At 68.8% G+C, this 19,118-nt stretch carries 23 protein-coding genes; 9 read left to right on the plus strand and 14 right to left on the minus strand.

Annotation, left to right across the window (positions count from 1 at the left end; translation table 11 throughout):
- Nucleotides 1-2: 2 nt before the first annotated feature.
- The 6 genes from fliM to fliR are packed head-to-tail and all read left to right on the plus strand — an operon-like array spanning nucleotide 3 to nucleotide 3,798.
- Nucleotides 3-1,028, plus strand: a complete 1,026-nt coding sequence (gene fliM, locus FOZ76_RS09710; protein WP_143947955.1) for a flagellar motor switch protein FliM — start codon at nucleotides 3-5, stop codon at nucleotides 1,026-1,028.
- Nucleotides 1,021-1,446 carry a flagellar motor switch protein FliN gene (gene fliN, locus FOZ76_RS09715; protein WP_143947956.1) on the plus strand — a complete coding sequence of 142 codons (426 nt, stop codon included), beginning with the start codon at nucleotides 1,021-1,023 and terminating at the stop codon, nucleotides 1,444-1,446. Before fliM ends, fliN begins: the two co-directional genes overlap by 8 nt.
- Before the next feature lie 38 nt (nucleotides 1,447-1,484).
- A complete protein-coding gene (gene fliO / locus FOZ76_RS09720) occupies nucleotides 1,485-1,946 on the plus strand; it encodes a flagellar biosynthetic protein FliO (RefSeq protein ID WP_143947957.1) in 462 nt (153 codons plus the stop codon).
- Nucleotides 1,947-1,978: 32 nt separating this feature from the next.
- Nucleotides 1,979-2,701 carry a flagellar type III secretion system pore protein FliP gene (gene fliP / locus FOZ76_RS09725; RefSeq protein ID WP_246129418.1) on the plus strand — a complete coding sequence of 241 codons (723 nt, stop codon included), beginning with the start codon at nucleotides 1,979-1,981 and terminating at the stop codon, nucleotides 2,699-2,701.
- 25 nt (nucleotides 2,702-2,726) lie between these two features.
- On the plus strand, nucleotides 2,727-2,996 hold the full coding sequence (gene fliQ / locus FOZ76_RS09730; protein WP_143947959.1) for a flagellar biosynthesis protein FliQ: 270 nt from the start codon (nucleotides 2,727-2,729) through the stop codon (nucleotides 2,994-2,996).
- 16 nt (nucleotides 2,997-3,012) lie between these two features.
- Nucleotides 3,013-3,798 (plus strand): flagellar biosynthetic protein FliR, encoded by a 786-nt coding sequence (gene fliR / locus FOZ76_RS09735; protein ID WP_143947960.1) that lies wholly within the window; start codon nucleotides 3,013-3,015, stop codon nucleotides 3,796-3,798.
- Nucleotides 3,799-3,876: 78 nt separating this feature from the next.
- On the opposite strand, the gene flgL is transcribed toward fliR, so the two are convergent.
- The 11 genes from flgL to flgB form a co-directional block, all read right to left on the minus strand.
- The gene (flgL, locus tag FOZ76_RS09740) at nucleotides 3,877-5,097 is read right to left on the minus strand and encodes a flagellar hook-associated protein FlgL (protein ID WP_143947961.1); all 1,221 of its coding nucleotides are present in this window, start codon (nucleotides 5,095-5,097) and stop codon (nucleotides 3,877-3,879) included.
- Between the two features lie 11 nt (nucleotides 5,098-5,108).
- On the minus strand, nucleotides 5,109-6,764 hold the full coding sequence (gene flgK, locus FOZ76_RS09745) for a flagellar hook-associated protein FlgK (protein WP_143947962.1): 1,656 nt from the start codon (nucleotides 6,762-6,764) through the stop codon (nucleotides 5,109-5,111).
- 200 nt (nucleotides 6,765-6,964) lie between these two features.
- A complete protein-coding gene (gene flgJ, locus FOZ76_RS09750) occupies nucleotides 6,965-7,885 on the minus strand; it encodes a flagellar assembly peptidoglycan hydrolase FlgJ (RefSeq protein ID WP_143947963.1) in 921 nt (306 codons plus the stop codon).
- 2 nt (nucleotides 7,886-7,887) lie between these two features.
- Nucleotides 7,888-9,030: a flagellar basal body P-ring protein FlgI gene (locus tag FOZ76_RS09755; protein ID WP_143947964.1), complete on the minus strand. Its 1,143-nt coding sequence runs from the start codon at nucleotides 9,028-9,030 to the stop codon at nucleotides 7,888-7,890.
- Nucleotides 9,027-9,719 (minus strand): flagellar basal body L-ring protein FlgH, encoded by a 693-nt coding sequence (locus tag FOZ76_RS09760; protein ID WP_143947965.1) that lies wholly within the window; start codon nucleotides 9,717-9,719, stop codon nucleotides 9,027-9,029. The genes FOZ76_RS09755 and FOZ76_RS09760 overlap by 4 nt, the downstream gene beginning before the upstream one ends.
- Nucleotides 9,720-9,742: 23 nt before the next feature.
- Nucleotides 9,743-10,528: a flagellar basal-body rod protein FlgG gene (gene flgG, locus FOZ76_RS09765; protein ID WP_143947966.1), complete on the minus strand. Its 786-nt coding sequence runs from the start codon at nucleotides 10,526-10,528 to the stop codon at nucleotides 9,743-9,745.
- Nucleotides 10,529-10,569: 41 nt separating this feature from the next.
- Nucleotides 10,570-11,322, minus strand: a complete 753-nt coding sequence (locus FOZ76_RS09770; RefSeq protein WP_143947967.1) for a flagellar basal body rod protein FlgF — start codon at nucleotides 11,320-11,322, stop codon at nucleotides 10,570-10,572.
- A gap of 3 nt (nucleotides 11,323-11,325) precedes the next feature.
- On the minus strand, nucleotides 11,326-12,585 hold the full coding sequence (gene flgE / locus FOZ76_RS09775) for a flagellar hook protein FlgE (protein WP_143947968.1): 1,260 nt from the start codon (nucleotides 12,583-12,585) through the stop codon (nucleotides 11,326-11,328).
- Between the two features lie 17 nt (nucleotides 12,586-12,602).
- Complete coding sequence (locus FOZ76_RS09780; protein ID WP_143947969.1) at nucleotides 12,603-13,274, minus strand: flagellar hook capping FlgD N-terminal domain-containing protein; 672 nt, start codon at nucleotides 13,272-13,274, stop codon at nucleotides 12,603-12,605.
- Between the two features lie 7 nt (nucleotides 13,275-13,281).
- Nucleotides 13,282-13,698 (minus strand): flagellar basal body rod protein FlgC, encoded by a 417-nt coding sequence (flgC, locus tag FOZ76_RS09785; RefSeq protein WP_143947970.1) that lies wholly within the window; start codon nucleotides 13,696-13,698, stop codon nucleotides 13,282-13,284.
- Nucleotides 13,699-13,712: 14 nt separating this feature from the next.
- A complete protein-coding gene (gene flgB, locus FOZ76_RS09790; protein ID WP_143947971.1) occupies nucleotides 13,713-14,126 on the minus strand; it encodes a flagellar basal body rod protein FlgB in 414 nt (137 codons plus the stop codon).
- 227 nt (nucleotides 14,127-14,353) lie between these two features.
- On the opposite strand from flgB, the gene flgA reads away from it, so the two are divergent.
- The 3 genes from flgA to FOZ76_RS09805 all read left to right on the plus strand — a co-directional run bounded on the left by flgA (nucleotide 14,354) and on the right by FOZ76_RS09805 (nucleotide 15,896).
- Nucleotides 14,354-15,055, plus strand: coding sequence for a flagellar basal body P-ring formation chaperone FlgA (flgA, locus tag FOZ76_RS09795; protein WP_143947972.1), 702 nt, complete (start codon nucleotides 14,354-14,356; stop codon nucleotides 15,053-15,055).
- A 114-nt stretch (nucleotides 15,056-15,169) separates the two neighbouring features.
- Nucleotides 15,170-15,439: a flagellar biosynthesis anti-sigma factor FlgM gene (gene flgM / locus FOZ76_RS09800; protein ID WP_143947973.1), complete on the plus strand. Its 270-nt coding sequence runs from the start codon at nucleotides 15,170-15,172 to the stop codon at nucleotides 15,437-15,439.
- A 1-nt stretch (nucleotide 15,440) separates the two neighbouring features.
- Nucleotides 15,441-15,896 (plus strand): flagella synthesis protein FlgN, encoded by a 456-nt coding sequence (locus tag FOZ76_RS09805; protein WP_143947974.1) that lies wholly within the window; start codon nucleotides 15,441-15,443, stop codon nucleotides 15,894-15,896.
- A gap of 59 nt (nucleotides 15,897-15,955) precedes the next feature.
- Here the strand turns inward: FOZ76_RS09805 and FOZ76_RS09810 are convergent, their stop codons facing one another.
- The 3 genes from FOZ76_RS09810 to FOZ76_RS09820 form a co-directional block, all read right to left on the minus strand.
- Nucleotides 15,956-16,915, minus strand: coding sequence for an isopenicillin N synthase family dioxygenase (locus FOZ76_RS09810; RefSeq protein ID WP_143947975.1), 960 nt, complete (start codon nucleotides 16,913-16,915; stop codon nucleotides 15,956-15,958).
- A gap of 105 nt (nucleotides 16,916-17,020) precedes the next feature.
- On the minus strand, nucleotides 17,021-18,049 hold the full coding sequence (locus FOZ76_RS09815) for an ABC transporter substrate-binding protein (RefSeq protein ID WP_143947976.1): 1,029 nt from the start codon (nucleotides 18,047-18,049) through the stop codon (nucleotides 17,021-17,023).
- Nucleotides 18,050-18,479: 430 nt separating this feature from the next.
- Complete coding sequence (locus tag FOZ76_RS09820) at nucleotides 18,480-19,106, minus strand: hypothetical protein (RefSeq protein ID WP_143947977.1); 627 nt, start codon at nucleotides 19,104-19,106, stop codon at nucleotides 18,480-18,482.
- Between the last annotated feature and the right edge of the window lie 12 nt (nucleotides 19,107-19,118).

Below are 19,118 nucleotides of genomic sequence, written 5' to 3' on the forward strand. Positions count from 1 at the left end.
GCATGGCGACCTACGAGGCGATGCTCTCCCAGCAGGAAGTCGATGCCCTGCTGGCCAACGTCAATGGCGACGAAGGGGCCGGTGCAGGCCAGGCCGAGCGCGAAGGCGACATCCGCCCGTACGATCTGACCTCGCCGGAGCGCATCGTGCGCCGGCGCATGCATGCGCTCGAAGCCATCAACGAGCACTTCGCGCGCAACATGCGCGCAGCCCTGCTGAACTTCATGCGGCGCAGCGCCGACATCACCGTCGGCACCATCAAGGTCCAGAAGTACTCCGACTTCGAGCGCAACCTGCCGGTGCCGAGCAACCTGAACTTGGTGAACATGAAGCCGCTGCGCGGCACGGCGCTGTTCACGTTCGACCCGAACCTGGTGTTCCTGATCATCGACAGCCTGTTCGGCGGCGACGGCCGCTACCACACGCGGGTCGAGGGGCGCGATTTCACGGTCACCGAGCAGCGCATCATCCGCCGTGTGTTGAACCTCACGCTGGACTGCTACGGCAAGGCCTGGAACCCCGTCTATCCGGTCGGCTTCGAGTACCTGCGCGCGGAGATGCACACCAAGTTCGCGAGCGTGACCGGGCCCAACGAAGTGGTCGTGACCACGACGTTTCGCATCGAGTTCGGCGCCACCGGCGGCGAACTCAACATCTGCCTGCCGTATTCGATGATCGAGCCCGTGCGCGACCTGCTCACGCGGCCGCTGCAGCAAAGCTCGCTGGAGGCCGTCGACCAGCGCTGGTCGCAACTGCTGACCGACCAGGTGCGCGGCGCGGATGTGGAACTGGTCGCCGAGTTCACGTGCATCGACACCACCATCGCCGAGTTGCTGAAGCTGCGCGCGGGCGATGTCCTGCCGATCGAGTTGCCGCAACACGTCACCGCGCGCGCCGACGGCGTGCCCGTGATGCAGTGCACCTACGGCGCCTCGCGGGGGCACTATGCCTTGCGCGTCCAGACGCTGGACGGGAACGAGCCCGCCGCGCCCTCTTTCCAGAAACCCGAGCAAGCCAAGCATGACTGACCCGAACAACGACAAGGACGTAGCCGCGTCCAACAGCGCCGAGGACGATTGGGCGAGCGCGCTGGCCGAGCAGACGGCAGCCACGCAGGCGGCGCAGGCGGTATTCCAGCCGCTCGAGCGCACGCCCGCACCCGAGCCCGCGGGCGGCGGCGGCCCGGACATCGACCGCATCATGGACGTGCCGGTGCAGCTCACGGTCGAGCTGGGACGCACGCGCCTGACCATCAAGAACCTGCTGCAGCTACAGCAGGGCAGCGTGGTCGAACTCGACGGCTTGGCCGGCGAACCCATGGACATCTACGTCAACGGCTATCTGATCGCGCAGGGCGAAGTCGTGGTGGTCGAAGAAAGATACGGCATCCGCCTGACCGACATCATCACGCCTTCCGAACGCATCAGCCGCCTCAACCGTCGCTGACTTCCACAGCCCGGGCGCTCCGCCCCGCGTCCCACGCCATGATGTTCTCCCCTTACTTGCGCCGCGCCACGGTGCTGGCCGTCCTCGCCGCCCCGGGGCATGCGGCCGCAGCAGCAGCGACGGCCGCGCCCGATGTCGGCCTGGACCTCACGCGCGCGCTGTTCGCACTGGCCATCGTGCTCGTGCTGCTCTTCGCCTGCGCCTGGGTGGCGCGGCGCAGCGGCTTCGCGCGCCGCGTGAGCAGCGGCATGCCGGTCAAGGTCGTGGGCAGCATGAGCGTGGGCCCGCGCGAGCGCATCCTGATGCTCCAGGTCGACGACACCTGGCTGGTGGTCGGCGTCACGTCGGGCGGCATGCAGACCCTGCACACCTTGCCGGCGCGCCCGGACGCCGTGGCCGAGGCCGGCGCGGCCGACTGGCGCGGCCAGTTGACCCAGGCCATGCGCCGGCGCGGCAGTGCCGCGCGCGGTACGCCGCCCGCCCCGCAGGACACGCCGTGACCCTGCCGCGCTGGGCGCGCCGCGCACCGTTCATCCTGCTGGCGGCATGGGCCCTGGTCCATGGCGCGGCCCACGCGCAGGGCCTGCCTGCGCTGACCGCGCAACCCACGGCGGACGGTGGCCAGATCTATTCGCTGAGCGTGCAGACGCTGCTGCTGCTCACCCTGCTCACCTTCCTGCCGGCCGCGCTGCTGATGATGACCGGGTTCACCCGCATCATCATCGTCCTCGGCCTGCTGCGCAACGCCATGGGCACGGGCGCCTCGCCGCCCAACCAGGTGCTGGTCGGCCTCGCCTTCTTCCTGACGCTGTTCACCATGGGCCCGGTGTTCGACAACGTCTACGAAAACGCCTACCGGCCGCTGGCGGACGGCGACATCTCGTTCGAACAGGCGCTGCAGCAGGGTTCGGTGCCGTTCCGCGAGTTCATGATCCACCAGACGCGCGAGAACGACCTGCGCCTGTTCGCCGACCTGGCGGGCGTGGACGACATGCAGGGGCCGGAGGACGTGCCCTTCCGCATCCTGGTGCCGGCCTTCGTCACCAGCGAGCTGAAGACCGCCTTCCAGATCGGGTTCACCATCTTCATTCCCTTTCTCATCATCGACCTGGTGGTGGCGAGCACGCTGATGGCGCTGGGCATGATGATGGTGCCGCCCGTGACCATCTCGCTGCCGTTCAAGCTCATGCTGTTCGTGCTCGCCGACGGCTGGGCGCTGCTGCTGGGCTCGCTCGCGCGCAGCTTCTACACCTAGGGCCGCGCGCCGGAGACACGCCACGATGACCGCCGAAACCGTGATGTCCATGAGCTATCAGGCCATGAAGATCGCACTCGCCATGGCCGGCCCCGCCTTGCTCGTGATGCTGGCGGTGGGCCTGATCATCAGTATTTTCCAGGCCGCCACCCAGATCAACGAAATGACGCTGTCGTTCATTCCCAAGATCCTGTCCATGGTGCTGGTCCTGGCGCTGACCGGGCCCTGGCTGATCGGCCTGATGGTGGACTACATCCGCCAGTTGTTCGGCTCGATCCCCACCCTGATCGGCTGAGGCCGCGGCGCCCGGCATGATCACGTTCACGCTGGAACAGTGGTATGCCTGGATCAATGGGCTTTTCTGGCCGCTCGCGCGCATCCTGGCGCTCTTCATGGTCGCCCCGCTATTCAGCGAGAACAGTGTGCCGACGCGCGCCCGCCTGGGCCTGGGCATCCTGCTCGGCATCGCCATCGCACCCATGGCGGGCCCGCTGCCGGACGTGCCGCCGGCGTCATGGGCCGGGCTCTGGATACTCGCGCAGCAGATCCTGATCGGCCTGGCGCTCGGCCTGTGCCTGCGCATGGCGCTGGCCGTCGTGCAGACCGCCGGCGAGTTCGTCGGTCTGCAGATGGGGCTGTCCTTCGCCACCTTCTTCGAGCCGGGCACCAATGCCCAGACCTCGGTGCTGTCGCGGCTCTTCTACTGGATCGCCCTGCTGGTCTTCATCGCGCTCGACGGGCACTTGCTGCTGCTGGCCGCGCTGGTGCACACCTTCGAGGTGCTGCCGATCGCCGACGCGCGCCTCGGCGCGGGCGGCCCGGGCGCCTTGATCGACTGGAGCGCCCAGGTCATGACGCTGGGCCTGGTGCTCTCGCTGCCCCTGGTCACGGCCCTGCTCACCATGAACCTCTCGATGGGCATCCTGAACCGCACGGCGCCCCAGCTCTCGGTGTTTGCGGTGGGCTTTCCGCTGTCCCTGCTCGCCGGCCTGGTCATGCTGACGATCGTGCTGCCGCAGACCACGCCGTTCCTGGAACGGCTCTTCGCCGATGCCTACATGGCGTTCGAGCGCATCGTGCTGGGGTTCAGGCCTTGAGGCCGGCGCGGGCTGGCTGGCATGGTGGACACACTCACAAGGCAAGCACCTCGCATCCACCCCGCTCGCGCCCTCGGGTCAACCCCGCTGGAACAGGCTCAGGCCCTGTACCTTCAGATACGCGAGCTGCGCGGCTTCGAGCGCCACGCGCTGCTGCTCGAGCTGCATGCTGGCTGCGCGGTAGTCGACGTCCTCGAGCTTGGAGAGCTGCGACGCATAATTGAGCGTGCGGCTGTCGCCTTCGTTGTCGAGCGCGTCCAGTTCGTTCATGCGGGCGCCGCCCGCGGCGCGCACGGTGAGCACGTTGTCCATGTGGAGCTGGATCTTGCGGTTCGCCGTGGCCAGTGCGTTGCCGAGCCGAGCCGAGAGCTCGGGCGTGCTCTTGCCCTCCTCCAGCGCGCCGATGAGGTCGTCCAGCGTGTTGAAAAGATCGAAGCCGTTCTCGGGGGACAGGTCGCCCAGGCGGTCGAACACGATCTCGTCGCCCGCGACCGGCGTACCCGACAGGGTCACGCGCACGCCGTCGAACTCGAGCATGGCGCCCGGCTCATAGGGCTGGTCGATCAGCTCGCTCCCCGCGGCGTCATGGATCTGCACGCGCATCCCGAGGTCCTCGCCCAGTGCGAAGCTCACCCGATACTGGTCCGAGCCGCCCGCGCCATTGCCGGCGAACTCGACCCTGCCGAAGCTCACGCTGCCTTCGAACTGATCGCCCATGCTGGCGACATAGCCCTGGGTGCCCGGCGAGACGCGGCCGAACACCTTCTGCGCGGTGTCGGCGCTGGACATCACGCGCGTCTGCGTGACCTGGATATTGCGCGAGCCGGCCGGCGCCGGGCTGGCGAGCGCGCCGTGCTCATCGTAAGGCGCCAGGTCGCCCCGGTCGCCGGAGAAGAGGTACTGGCCGCTACCGTCGGTGGCATTGGCCAGCCCGAGCAGGCTTTCGCGGGTCTCGCGCAGCGTATCGGCGAGCGAGCGCAGCTCCGCATCGGAATAGGCGCCGTTGCCGGCTTCGACGATGCGGGTGTAGACGCCCTGCAGCATGGTGGTGACCTCCTGCAGGGTCTGCTCCTGCGCATTCAGGTTCTGCGCGGCGACGGCGCGGTTCTCGGCAAAGCGGGTATTCATGCTGGCGACTTGGGCGACGTTCACCGACTGGGCCGCGGCGAGCGGATCGTCGGCGGGTGTGAGCACCCGCTTGCCGGAGGCGAGCTGCTGCATCGCATGCAGCATCTTCGACTCCTGCTCGACCATGGTGCGCAGACCGATTTGCTGGGACAATAGTGTGCTGACTCTCATTGGGACATTCCTCAGGTACGCAGACCCAACAGGGTATCGAACAGGTTGGTGGCGACCTCGATCAGGCGCGCGCTCGCGTTGTAGTGCTGCACGTAGTAGTCGAGGTTGATGTATTCCTCGTTGAGGTTGACGCCGGAGACGGCCTGCTGCGCCGCGAAGGCCTGCAGCGTGAGCGTGTCCTGCGCCTTGGCGGCGGTCTGCACGGACTGCGCCTTCACGCCCACGTTGTTGACCAACTGCGAATAGGCGCCGGTCACGCTCATGGTGCCGCCGGCGAGGACGTTCTCGTTCTGCAGACGGGCGAGCGCCAGCGCATTCTCGCCGTTGGCCGAGCCGCCATCCGGGCCGGCCGCGGCGATCTGGTCCGGGGTCTCGACGGCGACACCGATGTCGCGCGCGGCCTGCCGCGTGGGCTGGATCAGCCAGCCATTGTCGCCGGACAGGTCGTCCGCATCGGGCAACTCGACCTCGAGGCCGTCGAAGCTCAGCGTATTCCCGTTCGTCTGAGCGTCGACCGCAGCGCCGCCGGGATGGCGGGTGACGCGGAATTCGCCGCTCGCTGCGTCGAACTTGACCTGGTAGTCGTTCAAGGTGAGCGCCGATGCGTCGGTGTAGCTCACGGCCAGGGTGGTCAAGGGATCGGCGTTCGCCGCATTGGAGAATACGACCGGGCTGCCGAGCGAGAAGAAGTCGCCGCCCGGGTTGCCGGCGCTGTCCAGGCCCTGCGCGTGCTGCGCGTTGACCGCCATGGCCAGCCCGAGCGTCATGCGGCCCAGTTCGTTCTGGGTCACGTCGAGCGCTTCGCGGCGAAACTGCAGCAGCCCGCCCAGCGACCCGCCGTCGACGATGCCGTCCGACAGCTCCACCGTGGCGCCGCCGGCCGTCGTATAGGCAAGCACGGTGCGGGTGGGGTCGGCCGCCGAGGCCACGGCCTGCAGCGGGAAGACTTCGTTGCCGCCCAGCAGCACCTGCCCGTTGCCGATCGACAGATTGATCGAATCGCCCTCGTTGACCACCGTGACCCTCACGAGCCCGTTCAGTTCGGAAACCAGTTGGTCGCGCTGGTCGAGCAGGTCGTTGGGCGTGTGATCGCGCCCGTTGGTGGCGTAGGCTTCGGTGATGCGCTGGTTCAGCTCGCCGATGCGCTCGGCGTAGCTGTTGATTTGCCGGGTGGTGGTGGCCAACTGCTCGTTCACGCTGCGCTGCTGCTCGTTGAGGAACTGCTGCGCGCTGTTGATCTGCGTGGCCAGGCTGTTGGCGCGGCCGATCAGCTCCTGCCGGCTGGCCGGATCCGCCGGCGTCGAGGCGACCGCATTCAGGCCCTCGAAGAACCTGCTCAGCGCCGGTGAGATGCCTACCGTGCGGTCGGCGAGCAGGTTGTTGACGTGATCGAGCTGGTTGGCGTAGGTGGAGAGCGCAGCGCCCACGGTAGCCGACGCGTTGACCTGGTTGGTGAGAAAGCTGTCGTGGATGCGGCGCACCGTGTCCACCTGCACGCCGCGGCCGGTGTAGCCCATGTGCGTCCCCTGCCCGCCCGAGGTGGAGATCAGGACCTGCTGACGGCTGTAGCCGACGGTGTTGGCGTTGGCGATGTTGTGGCCGGTGGTGTTCAGGCCCGCCTGCGCCGCATTCAGGCCCGCGCGGCCCAGGTTGAAAAGGTTGCTCATGCACTCGCTTCCGGTTCGCACCGCGTGATGTCGGCACGTCTATGCTGTTTACGGCAGAAACGCCGGCGGATTTAGGGTGGATCGACGCGCCTGTGCGCAACGGCGCGTACCGTGGACGCTGCGCGGGTAAGACGCGGCGCGCCCGGCCAGTCGGGCGCCGCAACACCGCCTGCGCGCAGACGCCGGGCACACGCCCTGGCTCAGGCGGGCATCTGCCGCATCAGGCCGATCAGCTTGTCGGCATAGGCCGGGTCGGTTGCATACCCGGCCGCCTGCACCCGGCGCGCCGCCTCGAACTCGTTGCGCGCTTCGCGCACGCCGCGATAGCGCTCGGATTCGGTGAGCAGCCTGGCGTAGTCGGTCAGGGCTTCCTCGTACGAGCCATAGGCGCGGAACGGCTGGCGCACTTTGCGCGGCACGCCGTCCACGTATTCGGTGGTCATGACGTTGGCGACCTCGCCCTTCCAGCCGCCGGTGGCCTTGATGCCGAACAGGTTGTGGCTGGTGCCGCCGTCGGGCAGCCGGATCTCGCGCTGGCCCCAGCCGGACTCCAGCGCGGCCTGGGCCAGAATCAGGCGCGCCGGCAGCCCGCTGCGCTGGGCGACCTGGCGCGCGGCATCACCGAGCTTGTCGACGAAGGCCGCGACGTGCGCGGGCACGCTGGCGATAGCTCTGGCCCCGCTCGCGGCGAACTCTGCGCCGGTGCGCACCGCATCGAGCACGCGACGCGCCGCGCCGAGCGGCGCGCTGCTCGCGCCGCCCGTGGCGTGGACGCGGTCGGGCGCGGCCAGCGGCGAGAACGCCGCGACGGGCGCCGCATCGGCGCCGCCCTGGCGCTGCATCTGCCGCAGCAGGGCCTTGGCGATCCCGATGCCGGGACTGGCCAGGTGCGTCGCCATCTGCTCGTCGAGCATGCTCTGCATCATGCGCGTCTGCTCGCTGTCGAAGAGGCCGTCCTTGGGCGTGGCCTCGCGCATGCGCTGCATGGCCATTTGCAGGAACAAGGCCTCGAACTGGGTCGCGACTTCCGCGGCGGCAGCATTGGGTGTTTCGCGCGCGCGCCGGCGCATGCCTTCCAGCGACGAGACATCGAAGACGAAACCCGCGGAGCTGGCCGTCATGATCAGATGATCTCCAGTTCGGCGCGCAGCGAACCCGCCGTCTGCATGGCCTGCAGAATGGCCAGCAGGTCCTGGGGCGTGGCGCCCAGCGCATTGAGCGCGTTGACCACCTCGGCGAGCGAGGTGCTGGTGCGCATGCGCTGCAGCGAGCCGCCCTCCTGGCGCACCTCGATGTCGGTGGTGGGCACGACCACGGTCTGGCCGCCGCCGAACGGCGTGGTCGGCTGGCTCACCGCCGCGCCGCGGCTGATCACCACCGAGAGGTTGCCGTGGGCCACGGCCACTTCGTCGATGGTGACGTTGCGGTTCATGACCACCGAACCCGTGCGCGCATTGATGACCACCTTGGCGCCGACCGGCGCCTGCCGCACCGGCAGGTTCTCCAACTGCGACAGGAAGGCCACGCGTGCCCCCGGGTCCTGCGGCGTGCGCACCTGCACCAGGCGGCCGTCGACGGCGCTCGCCGTGCCGTTGCCGAAGCGGGTGTTCACCGCATCCACGACGTTCTGGGTGGTCCCGAAATCCGCGGTGTTGACCTCCAGGTGCACGTAGCCGCCAGGCGCGATCTCGGTCGGCACCGAACGCTCGACGACGGCGCCATTGCTGATGCGGCCGCCGCCCAACTGGTTGATCTGCACGCTGCTGCCGCCCGCCTGGGCGCCCGCGCCGCCCACCACCAGGTTGCCCTGCGCGATGGCGTACACCTGGCCGTCGGCGCCCTTGAGCGGCGTCATGAGCAAGGTACCCCCGCGCAGGCTCTTGGCGTTGCCCATGGACGACACCACGACGTCCAGCGCCTGCCCGGGCCGGGCGAAGGCCGGCAGGGAGGCGGTCACCATCACCGCGGCGACGTTCTTCAACTGCATGTTGGTGCCGGGCGGCACGGTGACGCCGAGCTGCGACAGCATGTTGGTGATGCTCTGCGCGGTGAAGGGTGTCTGGCGGGTCTGGTCGCCGCTGCCGTCCAGGCCGACGACCAGGCCATAGCCGACCAGCGGATTGCTGCGCACGCCCTGAAAGCTCGCCACGTCCTTCAGGCGCTCCGACGGCCCCTGCTGGGCCCGGACGGGCGCGACGGCGAGCGTTGCGCCCAGGAGCAGCGCCAGCACGCCGCGCAGGCAGTGGTGGATGATGCGTGCGGTCATAGCGGCGAGACCACCAGGAAGAAGCGCTGCAGCCAGCCCATGCTCTGGACCTCGTCCATCACGCCCTTGCTGCGGTATTCGATGCGCGCGTCGGCCACCTGGGTGGAGGAGACGGTGTTGTTGCCGAGGATCGATCGCGGATCGACCACGCCGGAGAACCGCACGAACTCGCTGCCGCGGTTGATCGCGATCTGCTTCTCGCCCGCCACCTGCAGGTTGCCGTTGGGCAGCACGCCGATCACCGTGGTGGTGATGGTGCCGCTGAACGTATTGTTGGCATTGGTGCTGCCCGTGCCGGTGGCCGTGTTGGCGCCGCTGAACTCGGCGTCCTGGCCGACCAGGCCGCCGCCGAGCACGCGCGGCACGGTGTCGAAACCCAGCCCCACCGAGCCGCTGCGCGCGGTATTGGTCGACACGTTCTTGGCCGCGTTGGTCCGCTCGTTGAGCACCACCGTCACGATGTCGCCGACGTTGCGCGGCCGGCGATCCTCGAACAGCGGAAAGCTGCCGTAGGCCACGGGCTGGTAGATCGAGCCGTTGGGCACGGCCAGGGCCAGCTCGCGCGCGGGCGGCGGCGCACTCATCGGGCCGAGCACGATGGGCTCCGGAGGCACGATCGCGCAACCGCCCAGCACGGCCAGGCCCAGGGCGATGGCGGCACGCGCGGCGCGCAGGAAACGGGCGTTCATGATGACGGACTCGGCTTGCGCGCTCAGAGCTGGGCCAGGCGCGAGAGCATCTGGTCGGAGGTCTGCACAGCCTTGCTGTTGATCTCGTAGGCGCGCTGGGTCTGGATCATGTTGACGAGCTCCTCGGCCACGTTGACGTTGGAGGTCTCGACCCATTCCTGCATGATCAGGCCGGCGCCGTCCATGCCCGGCGCGAGCAGGTTCGCCGGGCCCGATGCGTCGGTCTCGAGGTAGAGGTTCTCGCCCATGCTCTGCAGGCCGGTCGGGTTGGCGAAAGTGGCGAGCTGCAGTTGGCCGACCTGCACCGAGGTGCCGGCCGCACCGGGCAGCGTCACCGACACCGTGCCGTCGCGGCCGATGGTCATGGTGAGCGCGTTGTCCGGGATGTTGATGGCGGGCTGCACGATATAGCCGCCGGAAGTGACCAGTTGGCCGTCCTGATCGGTGGCGAAGGCGCCGCTGCGCGTATAGGCCAGCGTGCCGTCGGGCAGCTCGACCTGGAAGAAGCCTGCGCCGTTGATCGCCACGTCGCGGCTGTTGCCCGTGTTCTCCAGGCCGCCCTGCAGATGGATGCGTTCGGTGGCGACCGTGCGCACCCCGGTGCCGAGCTGCAGGCCGGTGGGCAGCGTGTTGACGTCGGTGGCGTTGGCGCCCGGCTGGCGCAACGTCTGGTACATGAGGTCCTCGAACACGGCGCGCGAGCGTTTGAAACCGTTGGTGCTGACGTTCGCGAGGTTGTTCGCGATAACGTCCATCTTGGTCTGCTGGGCGTCGAGGCCGGTCTTGGCGATCCAGAGCGAACGGATCATGGCGATTCTCCTGAGGGCGGGCGCTGGGCCCGTGGCCGGCCTTAGCCGGCCGAAAGCAGGCGGTTGGCACGCTCGGCGTTGGTATCCGCGTGCTGCACCACCTTCATCTGCATCTCGAAACGGCGGCCGTTGTCGATCATCGACACCATGGCCTCGATGGGGCTGACGTTGCTGCCTTCGACAGCCCCGCTCACCACCCGCACCAGCGGGTCCGCCGGCACCGGCTGGCCGAGCGGCTGTCCCTGCACGCGGAAATAGCCGTCGCCGCCGCGCACCAGGCTGGCGGGATTGGGATCGGACAGCTTCAACTGGCCGAGGCCGATCAGGCCGACAGGGTCGTCGCCCGCGCCCAGTGCCGTGAGCGTGCCGTCCGTGCCGATCGTGAGGCTGGCGCCTTCCGGCACGACGACCGGCTGATTGTCCACGGACAGGAGCTGGCGCCCGTCGGCCGTCTGCAGGGTGCCGTCCGCACCGATCTGCAGGCCGCCCGCCCGCGTCAGGCCTTCGCTGCCGTCAGGCATCAGCGCCGACAGCCAGCCGCTGCCCTGGATCGCGATGTCGAGCGCGCGTCCGGTCACTTCCATGGGCCCCGGCGTGAAGTCCGCGCCCGGCGTGGCCGCCACCGTGCCCACCCGGGTGGCCAGGCCTGCGCCGATGATGGGCACTGCGCGGTACTGCGTGAGCTGGGCGCGAAAGCCCGGGCTCGACGCGTTCGCCAGGTTGTTGCTGACCGTCGCCTGGTGTTCCAGGGTGCGGGCGGCCCCGCCGCCCGCGGTGAAAACGATGCGGTCCATGGCTTAGCGCATGGCCATCAGCGTCTGCATGATCTGGTCCTGCGTCTTGATGGTCTGCGCGTTGGCCTGGTAGGTGCGCTGCGCGATGATCATGTTGACGAGTTCCTGGCTCATGTCGACGTTGGAGGCCTCCACCGCCTGGCCCTTGATGGTGGCCAGGCCGTTGGTGCCCGGCTGGCCCAGGATGGCCTGGCCCGATTCCGGCGATTCGCTCCAGGCGTTGCCGCCCACCGCCTTGAGCCCCGTGACGTTGTTGAAGTTGGCAAGCACCAGGGTGCCGATGTTCTGCGTCTGGCCGTTGGTGTAGCTCGCGATGACTTCGCCGCCGGCGCCCACCGCGATGCTCGCGAACTCGCCCGAGGCGTAGCCGTTCTGTGTGAAGTTCTGCGTGAAGGCCGAGCCGAACTGCGAGCTGCCGGCGTAGGCTATCTGGATGGCGAGCGGGTCCGCCGGCGCGTCGGCCGTGCCGGGCTGCGCGAAGTTGACGGTATACGCGGTCTGCGAGCCCGGCACCAGCGTTCCGCTGGACGTGAAGCGCAGTTCGGCGAAGTCGGCATTGCCGTCGCCGACCGTCATCGCGTCGTCGTCGAGCATGTATCGCACTTCCCAGATGCTCTCGCCGTTGTCGGCGCCGCGCTTGATGTAGTACTGCGTCAGGGTGTGCCGGTTGCCGAGCGAATCGTAGACCGTCATCGGCACCGAGTTGGTGAAGGTGCTCGGATCGTTCGCATCGAACGGATACACGGCGCCGTCGATGGCCGGCTCGCGCGAGTCCAGGTTGCGCTCGAAGTTCATGGCGGTGGTGGCCTGCGGCGCGATATTGCCCGCGGGCACGATGAGCTGCACCGGGTCCTGCCCCACGCCGCTGATCAGGGTGCCGTCCTCGTTGAGCACGTCGGCGGGGTAACCCGTCAGGCGCATGCCCTGCGCGTTGACGATGTAGTTGTCCTTGTCCTTGGTGAACTGGCCGTTGCGCGAATAGACGATTTCGCCGTTGGTGTTGATCAGGCGAAAGAAACCGTTGTTGCCGTCGATCGCCATGTCGTACTGGTTGCCGGTGATCTCCAGGTTGCCGGTGGTGAAGCGCTGCTGGATCGAGCTCACCTGCACGCCCAGGCCGATGCGCGACGAGGCGTAGATGTCGGCGAAGTTGATGCTGCCCGACTTGTAGCCGACAGTGCTGGCGTTGGCGATGTTGTTGCCGATGACGTCCAGGTTCTGCGAAGCGGCGTTCAGGCCGCTCAATGCTTGTCCGAAGCCCACGGTGGTTCTCCCTTGATCTACAGAACTTTGCGGATATCGAAAAGACCGACGGTTCCCGCGAGGCCGAGGTCGAGCTTGAGGCCGTCGGCGGCGTATGCCACGCTGCCGACCTTGCCGTAGGTGAGCGTGCCCACCGTCACCGCGTTGCCGCTGGCATCGGTGCCCGAGACCACGGCGCGATAGGCGCCGTCCGGCACGTCGGCGCCCACCGAATCCTTGCCGTCCCATTCGACGTTGTAGACCCCGACGGCCTGCGCACCGAGTTCGAACTTGCGCACCACGTTGCCGGCGTTGTCCACGATGCTGACGGTGACGTCCGCGGTCGGGCTGATGACGTCGATGCCGAACGGCGTCGACACCCCGTTGCCGACCGAGATCTTCTCGCCGGGCACGAGCACCTCGCGGCCGACCAGCGCGGTCGCCTGCAGCGACTGCGAGATGTCGATCTGCCCGGAGACGGCGAGCAGGGTGTTGTTGAGCTGGGTGATGCCGTTGACCGTGCTCAACTGCGCGAGCTGCGACGTGACTTCGGCGTTGTCCATGGGGTTGAGCGGGTCCTGGTTCTTGAGCTGCGTGATGAGCAGCGTGAGAAAGCGGTCCTGGATCTCGTTCGATAGCGAATTGGCGCCGGCGCCGCTCTGGGCGAGCGCGGCAGCGGTGGAATTCTGGCTGCTGGATACGGTGGTCATGGCGGATTCACTGGCCGATGGTCAGGGTCTTCTGCATCAGTGCCTTGGCCGTGTTGAGCACTTCGACGTTGGCCTGATAGGAGCGCGAGGCGGCGATCATGTTGACGGTCTCGTCGACCACGTTGACGTTGGGCATGGCCACGTAGCCGTCGGCGTTGGCCAGCGGGTTGCGCGGGTCGAACACCATGCGCAGCGGCGACGGGTCCTGCACCACCTGCGCCACCTCGACGCCGCCGATCTCCCGGCCGTACGCCTGGCCCGCGTAGGGCGTGGTGCGAAACACCACCTGGCGCGCCCGGTAGGGCTGGCCATCGGGGCCGACCGCGCTGTCGGCGTTGGCCAGGTTGCTGGCCGAGACGTTCATGCGCTGCGACTGAGCGGTCATGGCCGAGCCCGCGACCTGGAAGATGCTCATGAGGGACATAGCTTGCTCCGGGGTTACTGCTGCACGGCGGCCAGCATGGACTTGATGCGCGAGGACACCAGCGTGGCCGTGCTCTGGTAGCGCAGGGTGTTGTCGGCGAAGGCGACGCGTTCGGCGTCCATGTCGACCGTGTTGCCGTCCAGCGAAGGCTGCAGCGGCTGGCGATACAGCAACTGCGCACCCGCACTGCCCTGGGCCGCGGCCGGGATGTGTGCTGCCGAGGTCAGGCTGAGCCTGACCTCGGGCAGGCGCGGGACGCTGCCCGTGCCCACGGCCTCGCGCAGCGCGCTCGAGAAGTCGAAATCGCGGGCCTTGTAGCCGGGCGTATCGGCATTGGCGATATTCGCCGACAGCACTTCCTGGCGCTGGGCGCGCAGGGCAATGGCTTGCTGATAGAAGCGAAACGCGTTGTCGAGTCGATCGACCATCGGAAAACTCCCGGCGCCGGCGCGGACACCGTCTGAACGGCGCGCCGCGACGGCGACGCGCGGGCAGCCCGACCGGCGGACGAGCTTTTCCCAGGGCTGCATCTTAGGGGCTCGCGCAAGCCGGCAAAGGAACGAACAAAGCCGCGTTCCCCGCTCAATTCGGGATTTGGCTCGATGGGTCCGGTTCCTACAATGCGGTCATAGCCCGCCCTGCCCCCGCCCCGACCATGCTCCGCACAGCCACCCCGCGCCGCCCGCTCCCGGCCGCTGCCGCCCTCGTCCTGGCAATGGCATCGGCGCCGGCCGCGGCCACGCCCGCCGACACCATCGCCGCAGCGGTGACCGACTACCTCGTTGCGCAAGCCGCCCATCTTCCCGGCGTGCCGCAGGTGCGCGTGGAGGCGGGTAGCGCCGCGCGCCACCCGGCATGCGACGCGCCCGAGGCCTTCCTGCCGCCCGGGACGCGGCTGCGCGCGCGCATGTCGGTGGGCGTGCGCTGCGCCGCGCCGAATGTCTGGACGGCGTACGTGCAGGCCCAGCTCAGCGTGCCCGGCGACGCCTGGGTGGCCGCGCGCCCCATCGACGCGGGCCAGCCCATCACCGCCGAGGACCTCGCGCCGCGCGCCGGCGACCTGCTCGCGCTGCCGGCGACCGCGATCCTGCATCCCGAACAGGCGATCGGCGCAGTCGCCACGCGGCGCATCGCCGCTGGCCGCGAGCTGCGCACCGATGCGCTGCGCAGCGCCGACGCCGTGCTGCGCGGGCAGACCGTGCGTCTGGTCGTGCACGGGGCCGGCTTCACCGCCACCGGCGAAGGCCAGACGCTCGCCGCCGCGGGCCCCGGCATGCCGGTGCAGGTGCGCACCGCCTCCGGCCAGCTCGTGAACGGCATCGTGCGCGATGCGGGCACGGTCGAAGTCCCGCTCTGAAGGTGCCGCTCTGAACCACGCAACTGCCCCTAAAGTTGGCCCGGCGACGGCCGTTAAAGCTCGTGTAACATCGGGCGATGCCGTTCGCGCATGGCCCGCGTGCTGGAGAATGTGTTGAAGATCGCCCCCGTTTCCGCTCCCGCCGCCGAGGCGCCGGACGCCGCCAATACGCTGCGGCGCAAGCCGGCTGCCGCAGATACCGCGGCAGCCGGCGCCACCGTCGCCCTGAGCGCCACCTCGACCGCCCTGGCTCAGGCCGACGGCGACATCGACATGGCGCGCGTCGAAACCATCCGCCAGGCCATCCGCGCCGGCGAACTCACGATCGATCCGGCGCGCATCGCCGACGGGCTGATCGAGAGCGTGCGCGAACTGATCCGCTGAAATGTCTACTGCCCTGAACCACTGCATGGAGCGCGAGCTGGCCGTGCTGCGCGACTTCACCGCCCTGCTCGAAGAAGAGACCGCGGCGCTGTCGACCCGCGCCGAACCCGACGTCCTCGCCCAGCTCGCCGAACGCAAGATGTTCGCGCGCGACGCGCTGGCCAACCTGGCCGCCGAACGCGATGCCGTGCTGGCCGCCATCGGGCTGCCCATCGGGCATGCCGGAACGCAGCAGGCCGCCGACGCGGATGCCGAACTGTATGTGTGCTGGCAGGATCTGCTGGCGGCCGCCGGCCAGGCCCGCGCGCTCAACGAACGCAACGGCATGCTCGTGCGGGCACATCTGCGCAACGCGCAACAAGCCGTGCGCGCCATCCGGGTCGCCACCGGCGCCGATCTCTACGGCGCCGATGGCCGCCAACCCTCCGCCGCCGCCCTCGGCCCTAGGCTGTATTGACCCCTTTCAATCGGCGGCGGGGCAATCCGCCGCCGGCCTGCGCGCCTGGGCTGCGTGCTTCAGGCTGCCTGGAGCCCGTAGGTCTTGCGGTACATCTCCTGCAAATGCTCGCCGACGGTGCACGGCGCATAGCGCGGCGCAGTGCCTTCGGGCACGCTGCCGGGCACGGCTTCGACGCGGGCCATGTAGTCCGGGGTATAGAAGAAGGGGATCGAATAGCGCGGTGCCCCGCCCGATCGCGTGTTGCGCACCCGGTGCGGGTTGGAGTGGTAGCGCCCGTTGGTCCAGCGCGGGATCATGTCGCCCAGGTTGATGACCAGCGAGCCTTCGATGGGTGTGGCCTCGACCCAGGAACCGTCGGGCATCTGTACCTCCAGCCCGCCCCAGGCATCCTGCGCGAGCAGCGTGACGGCGCCCCAGTCGGTGTGCGCGCCGGCACCGAAGGTGCGCTCATCGGCGTCGGCCGGGTGCGCGGGATAGCGGATCATGCGCAGCGTCACCATCGGGTTGCCGTGGGTATGGTCGAAGTAGTCTTCCGGCAGATCCAGCGACAGCGCCATCAACTGCATCAGGCGCTGCGCCAGCGCGCACATCGCTTCGGTGTAGGCCAGACTCTGGCCGCGGACCCAGGGCAGCCCGGCGGGCCACTGGTTCGCGCCATAGGAGTAGTAGCCGCGCTGCACGTACGGGTGCTCGGGCGGGTACTCGATACCGCAATAGAAGCTCTCTTTCACATCGGGTCGCGCATTCGCGTCGAGCGTCTGGCTGCCGATGCATTCATATCCGCGCGCGGCCTTGGAGTGCTTGAGCGCGATGGCCTCCTTGTCGGCCTCCGGCAGGTTGAGCACGGCTTCGGCGACCTCGAATTGCCGCGCGAGCAGCTCCGCGTCGAGGCCGTGATGGATCACGTAGAAGAAGCCCGTGGCCTCGCCGGCCGCACGGATCTGGCGGGCGACCTCGGCGTTGCGCGCGCCGCCCGGCCGGAGCGCATCGGTCAGGTCGATGACGGGAATGGTCATGATTGCGTCCTTTGAATGCGTCTCAGCCTCCGCCCGGCCGCCCGAAGGAGGCTGAAGCCCCCTCGGGGGGCAGCGAACGCAGTGAGCGTGGGGGGGCGTTTCATCTCAACCCCGCAGCATGCGCGCTTCCAGCGGCGGCAGGAAAGCGTCGTTCCAGATGTCGGCCACTCCGAGCCCGGCCTGCAATCCGAAGGCGTCGACCGTCTCGTCGATGGTGGCCTGTACGCGCTCGGGCGTGGCGGCTCCCCAGCCGTGGGCGGCAGTGGCCTGCGTCTGCATGGTGCCGGTGGTGATGAGTTGCAGCCGCTCGGTTTCCAGCGCCTCATTGGCCAGCGGCTCCTTGCGCTTGACCGCTGCGCCGCCAGCGATCGGGTCCGCAATGACGTCGAGCCAGCCACGGGTGGAGGCGGCGATGAAGGCTTTCATGGCGTCGGCCCGGGCCATGGCGGCGGGATTGGCGATGATGCCGTTGCCATAGGACTGCATGCCGTAGTCCGAGTAGCGGTAGACCTGTAGGGTATCCAGGTCGACCCCGCGCGCCTTGAGGTTGAGCAGGCCGGTGAAGTAGAAATAGGCGGCGGCGTCGAAGTCGCCCCGCGCGAAACGCGTATCCCCGGCGCCCGGCTCCATGTTCTCCCAGACCACCCCGCTCGGATCGAAGCCCTGGGCCTTGGCGAACACCGGAAACAGCTTGCGCGAGGCATTGAACGGCTGGCCCAGGATGCGCTTGCCGGCGAAATCGGCCGGGCTGGCGATCGGGCCGCCCTTGCGCACGATCAGTGCATTGGGATTGAGGTCGTACTGCATGGCCACGGCCCGCAGGCCGGCTTCCGGATGCTGGACATTGAATTCGATCATCGAGGCCAGGTCGGCCGAAGCGGCGTCGTAGGCGCCGCCGGCCACCAGGCTGATGGCGGCCGTGGAGCCGTTGCCCGAGTCGATCGTCACATCCAGGCCCGCCTCGTCGTAGTAGCCGCGCTGCTGCGCCAGAAAGTAGCCGGCGCCAGAAGCCTCGAACCTCCAGCCGAGATTGAACTTGAATGGGGTCTTCTTCTGGGCGCGCGCAATGCCGAACGGATAGAGTCCGAACACGGCGGATGCACCCGCAGCTTGCAGGAGATGACGGCGTTTCATGAGGCGGTCCTTGTGAAGGCGGGAGGCAGGGCCGAGCAGGCAATGGGGTGTTGCGAGCGGTGCGCCGTGCAGGCGCCGCGGCAGAGTGGCGGGTCTTGCTTCATCGATGGCTCCCGGCGAATCGCGACAGGTCGCGACGGATCAGATCCGCTCGTCACTGATCGACAAGCGAACTGGGGCATCGAGCAATTTCCGGGCGGCGGGCAGAGAACCCAGTACCGCTGAACGCTTCTACTCTTGCCGAACCTTCATGCAACGACTGTGCCAAACGGCGAGGTGGGCTTGGCGGCTTCGAGAACGCGCAACCCTGGCCCCCCCAGGGGCCTCGTCGCACCCCGCGATGGTGCGGCGGCGGCTGAAAATGGTGCACGGCACGCTCGGACAGGAAGCGTCGCCGGTCCGCGCGCAGGCCGGCCTTTGCACCCGTCGATCAGCCACGCAACAGACTGTCGGCCAGGGCCGCACCAGGGTCCGGTTCGCCATCCAGCGCCAGCGGCACATGCCCGGCGAAGCCCGGCGCCATGCCGAGATAGCGCGAGGAGACGTGAGCGATCCGTGCATGGATCGCCAGGGCCTGGGCCGCGTTGGCGGCCGCGCGCACGCCCACCCGTACCCGCACCGGGCTCTCGGCGCCCAGCGCCTTGAGGCTGGCGTAGACCCAGGCCAGTGTCTGGGCAGGCTCCTGGCGTGCGTGCACCACGATCACGACCTCCCCGGCCGCCGTGACCAGGCCGGGCGCGGCTTGCCAGGATTCCGCCTGCGCCGAGGCCAACAGCAGATCCGGCGGCACGGCACAGGCGCGGCACACGGTCTCGGCCACATCCTCGCCGGGCTCGCGGGCGAGCTGCCACGACACGGGATTCGCGGCCGGCGCATGCAGATAGGCGCGCGAGCGGCCCGCACGCACGAGTGCTGCCGCAAGACCGCGTCGCGCCAAGGCCCCCGCCAGGGCCACCGCCACCACGCCGGAATCCCGGCCCGGCTCCAGCACGGCGACGTGGCGCAGCCGCGTGCCAGCCATGAGACGACGCAGGCCCTCCGCCTGATCGGGCTGCATGAGATGCCCCCC

Source organism: Verticiella sediminum, assembly GCF_007558815.1.
Classification (GTDB): Bacteria; Pseudomonadota; Gammaproteobacteria; order Burkholderiales; family Burkholderiaceae_B; genus Verticiella; species Verticiella sediminum.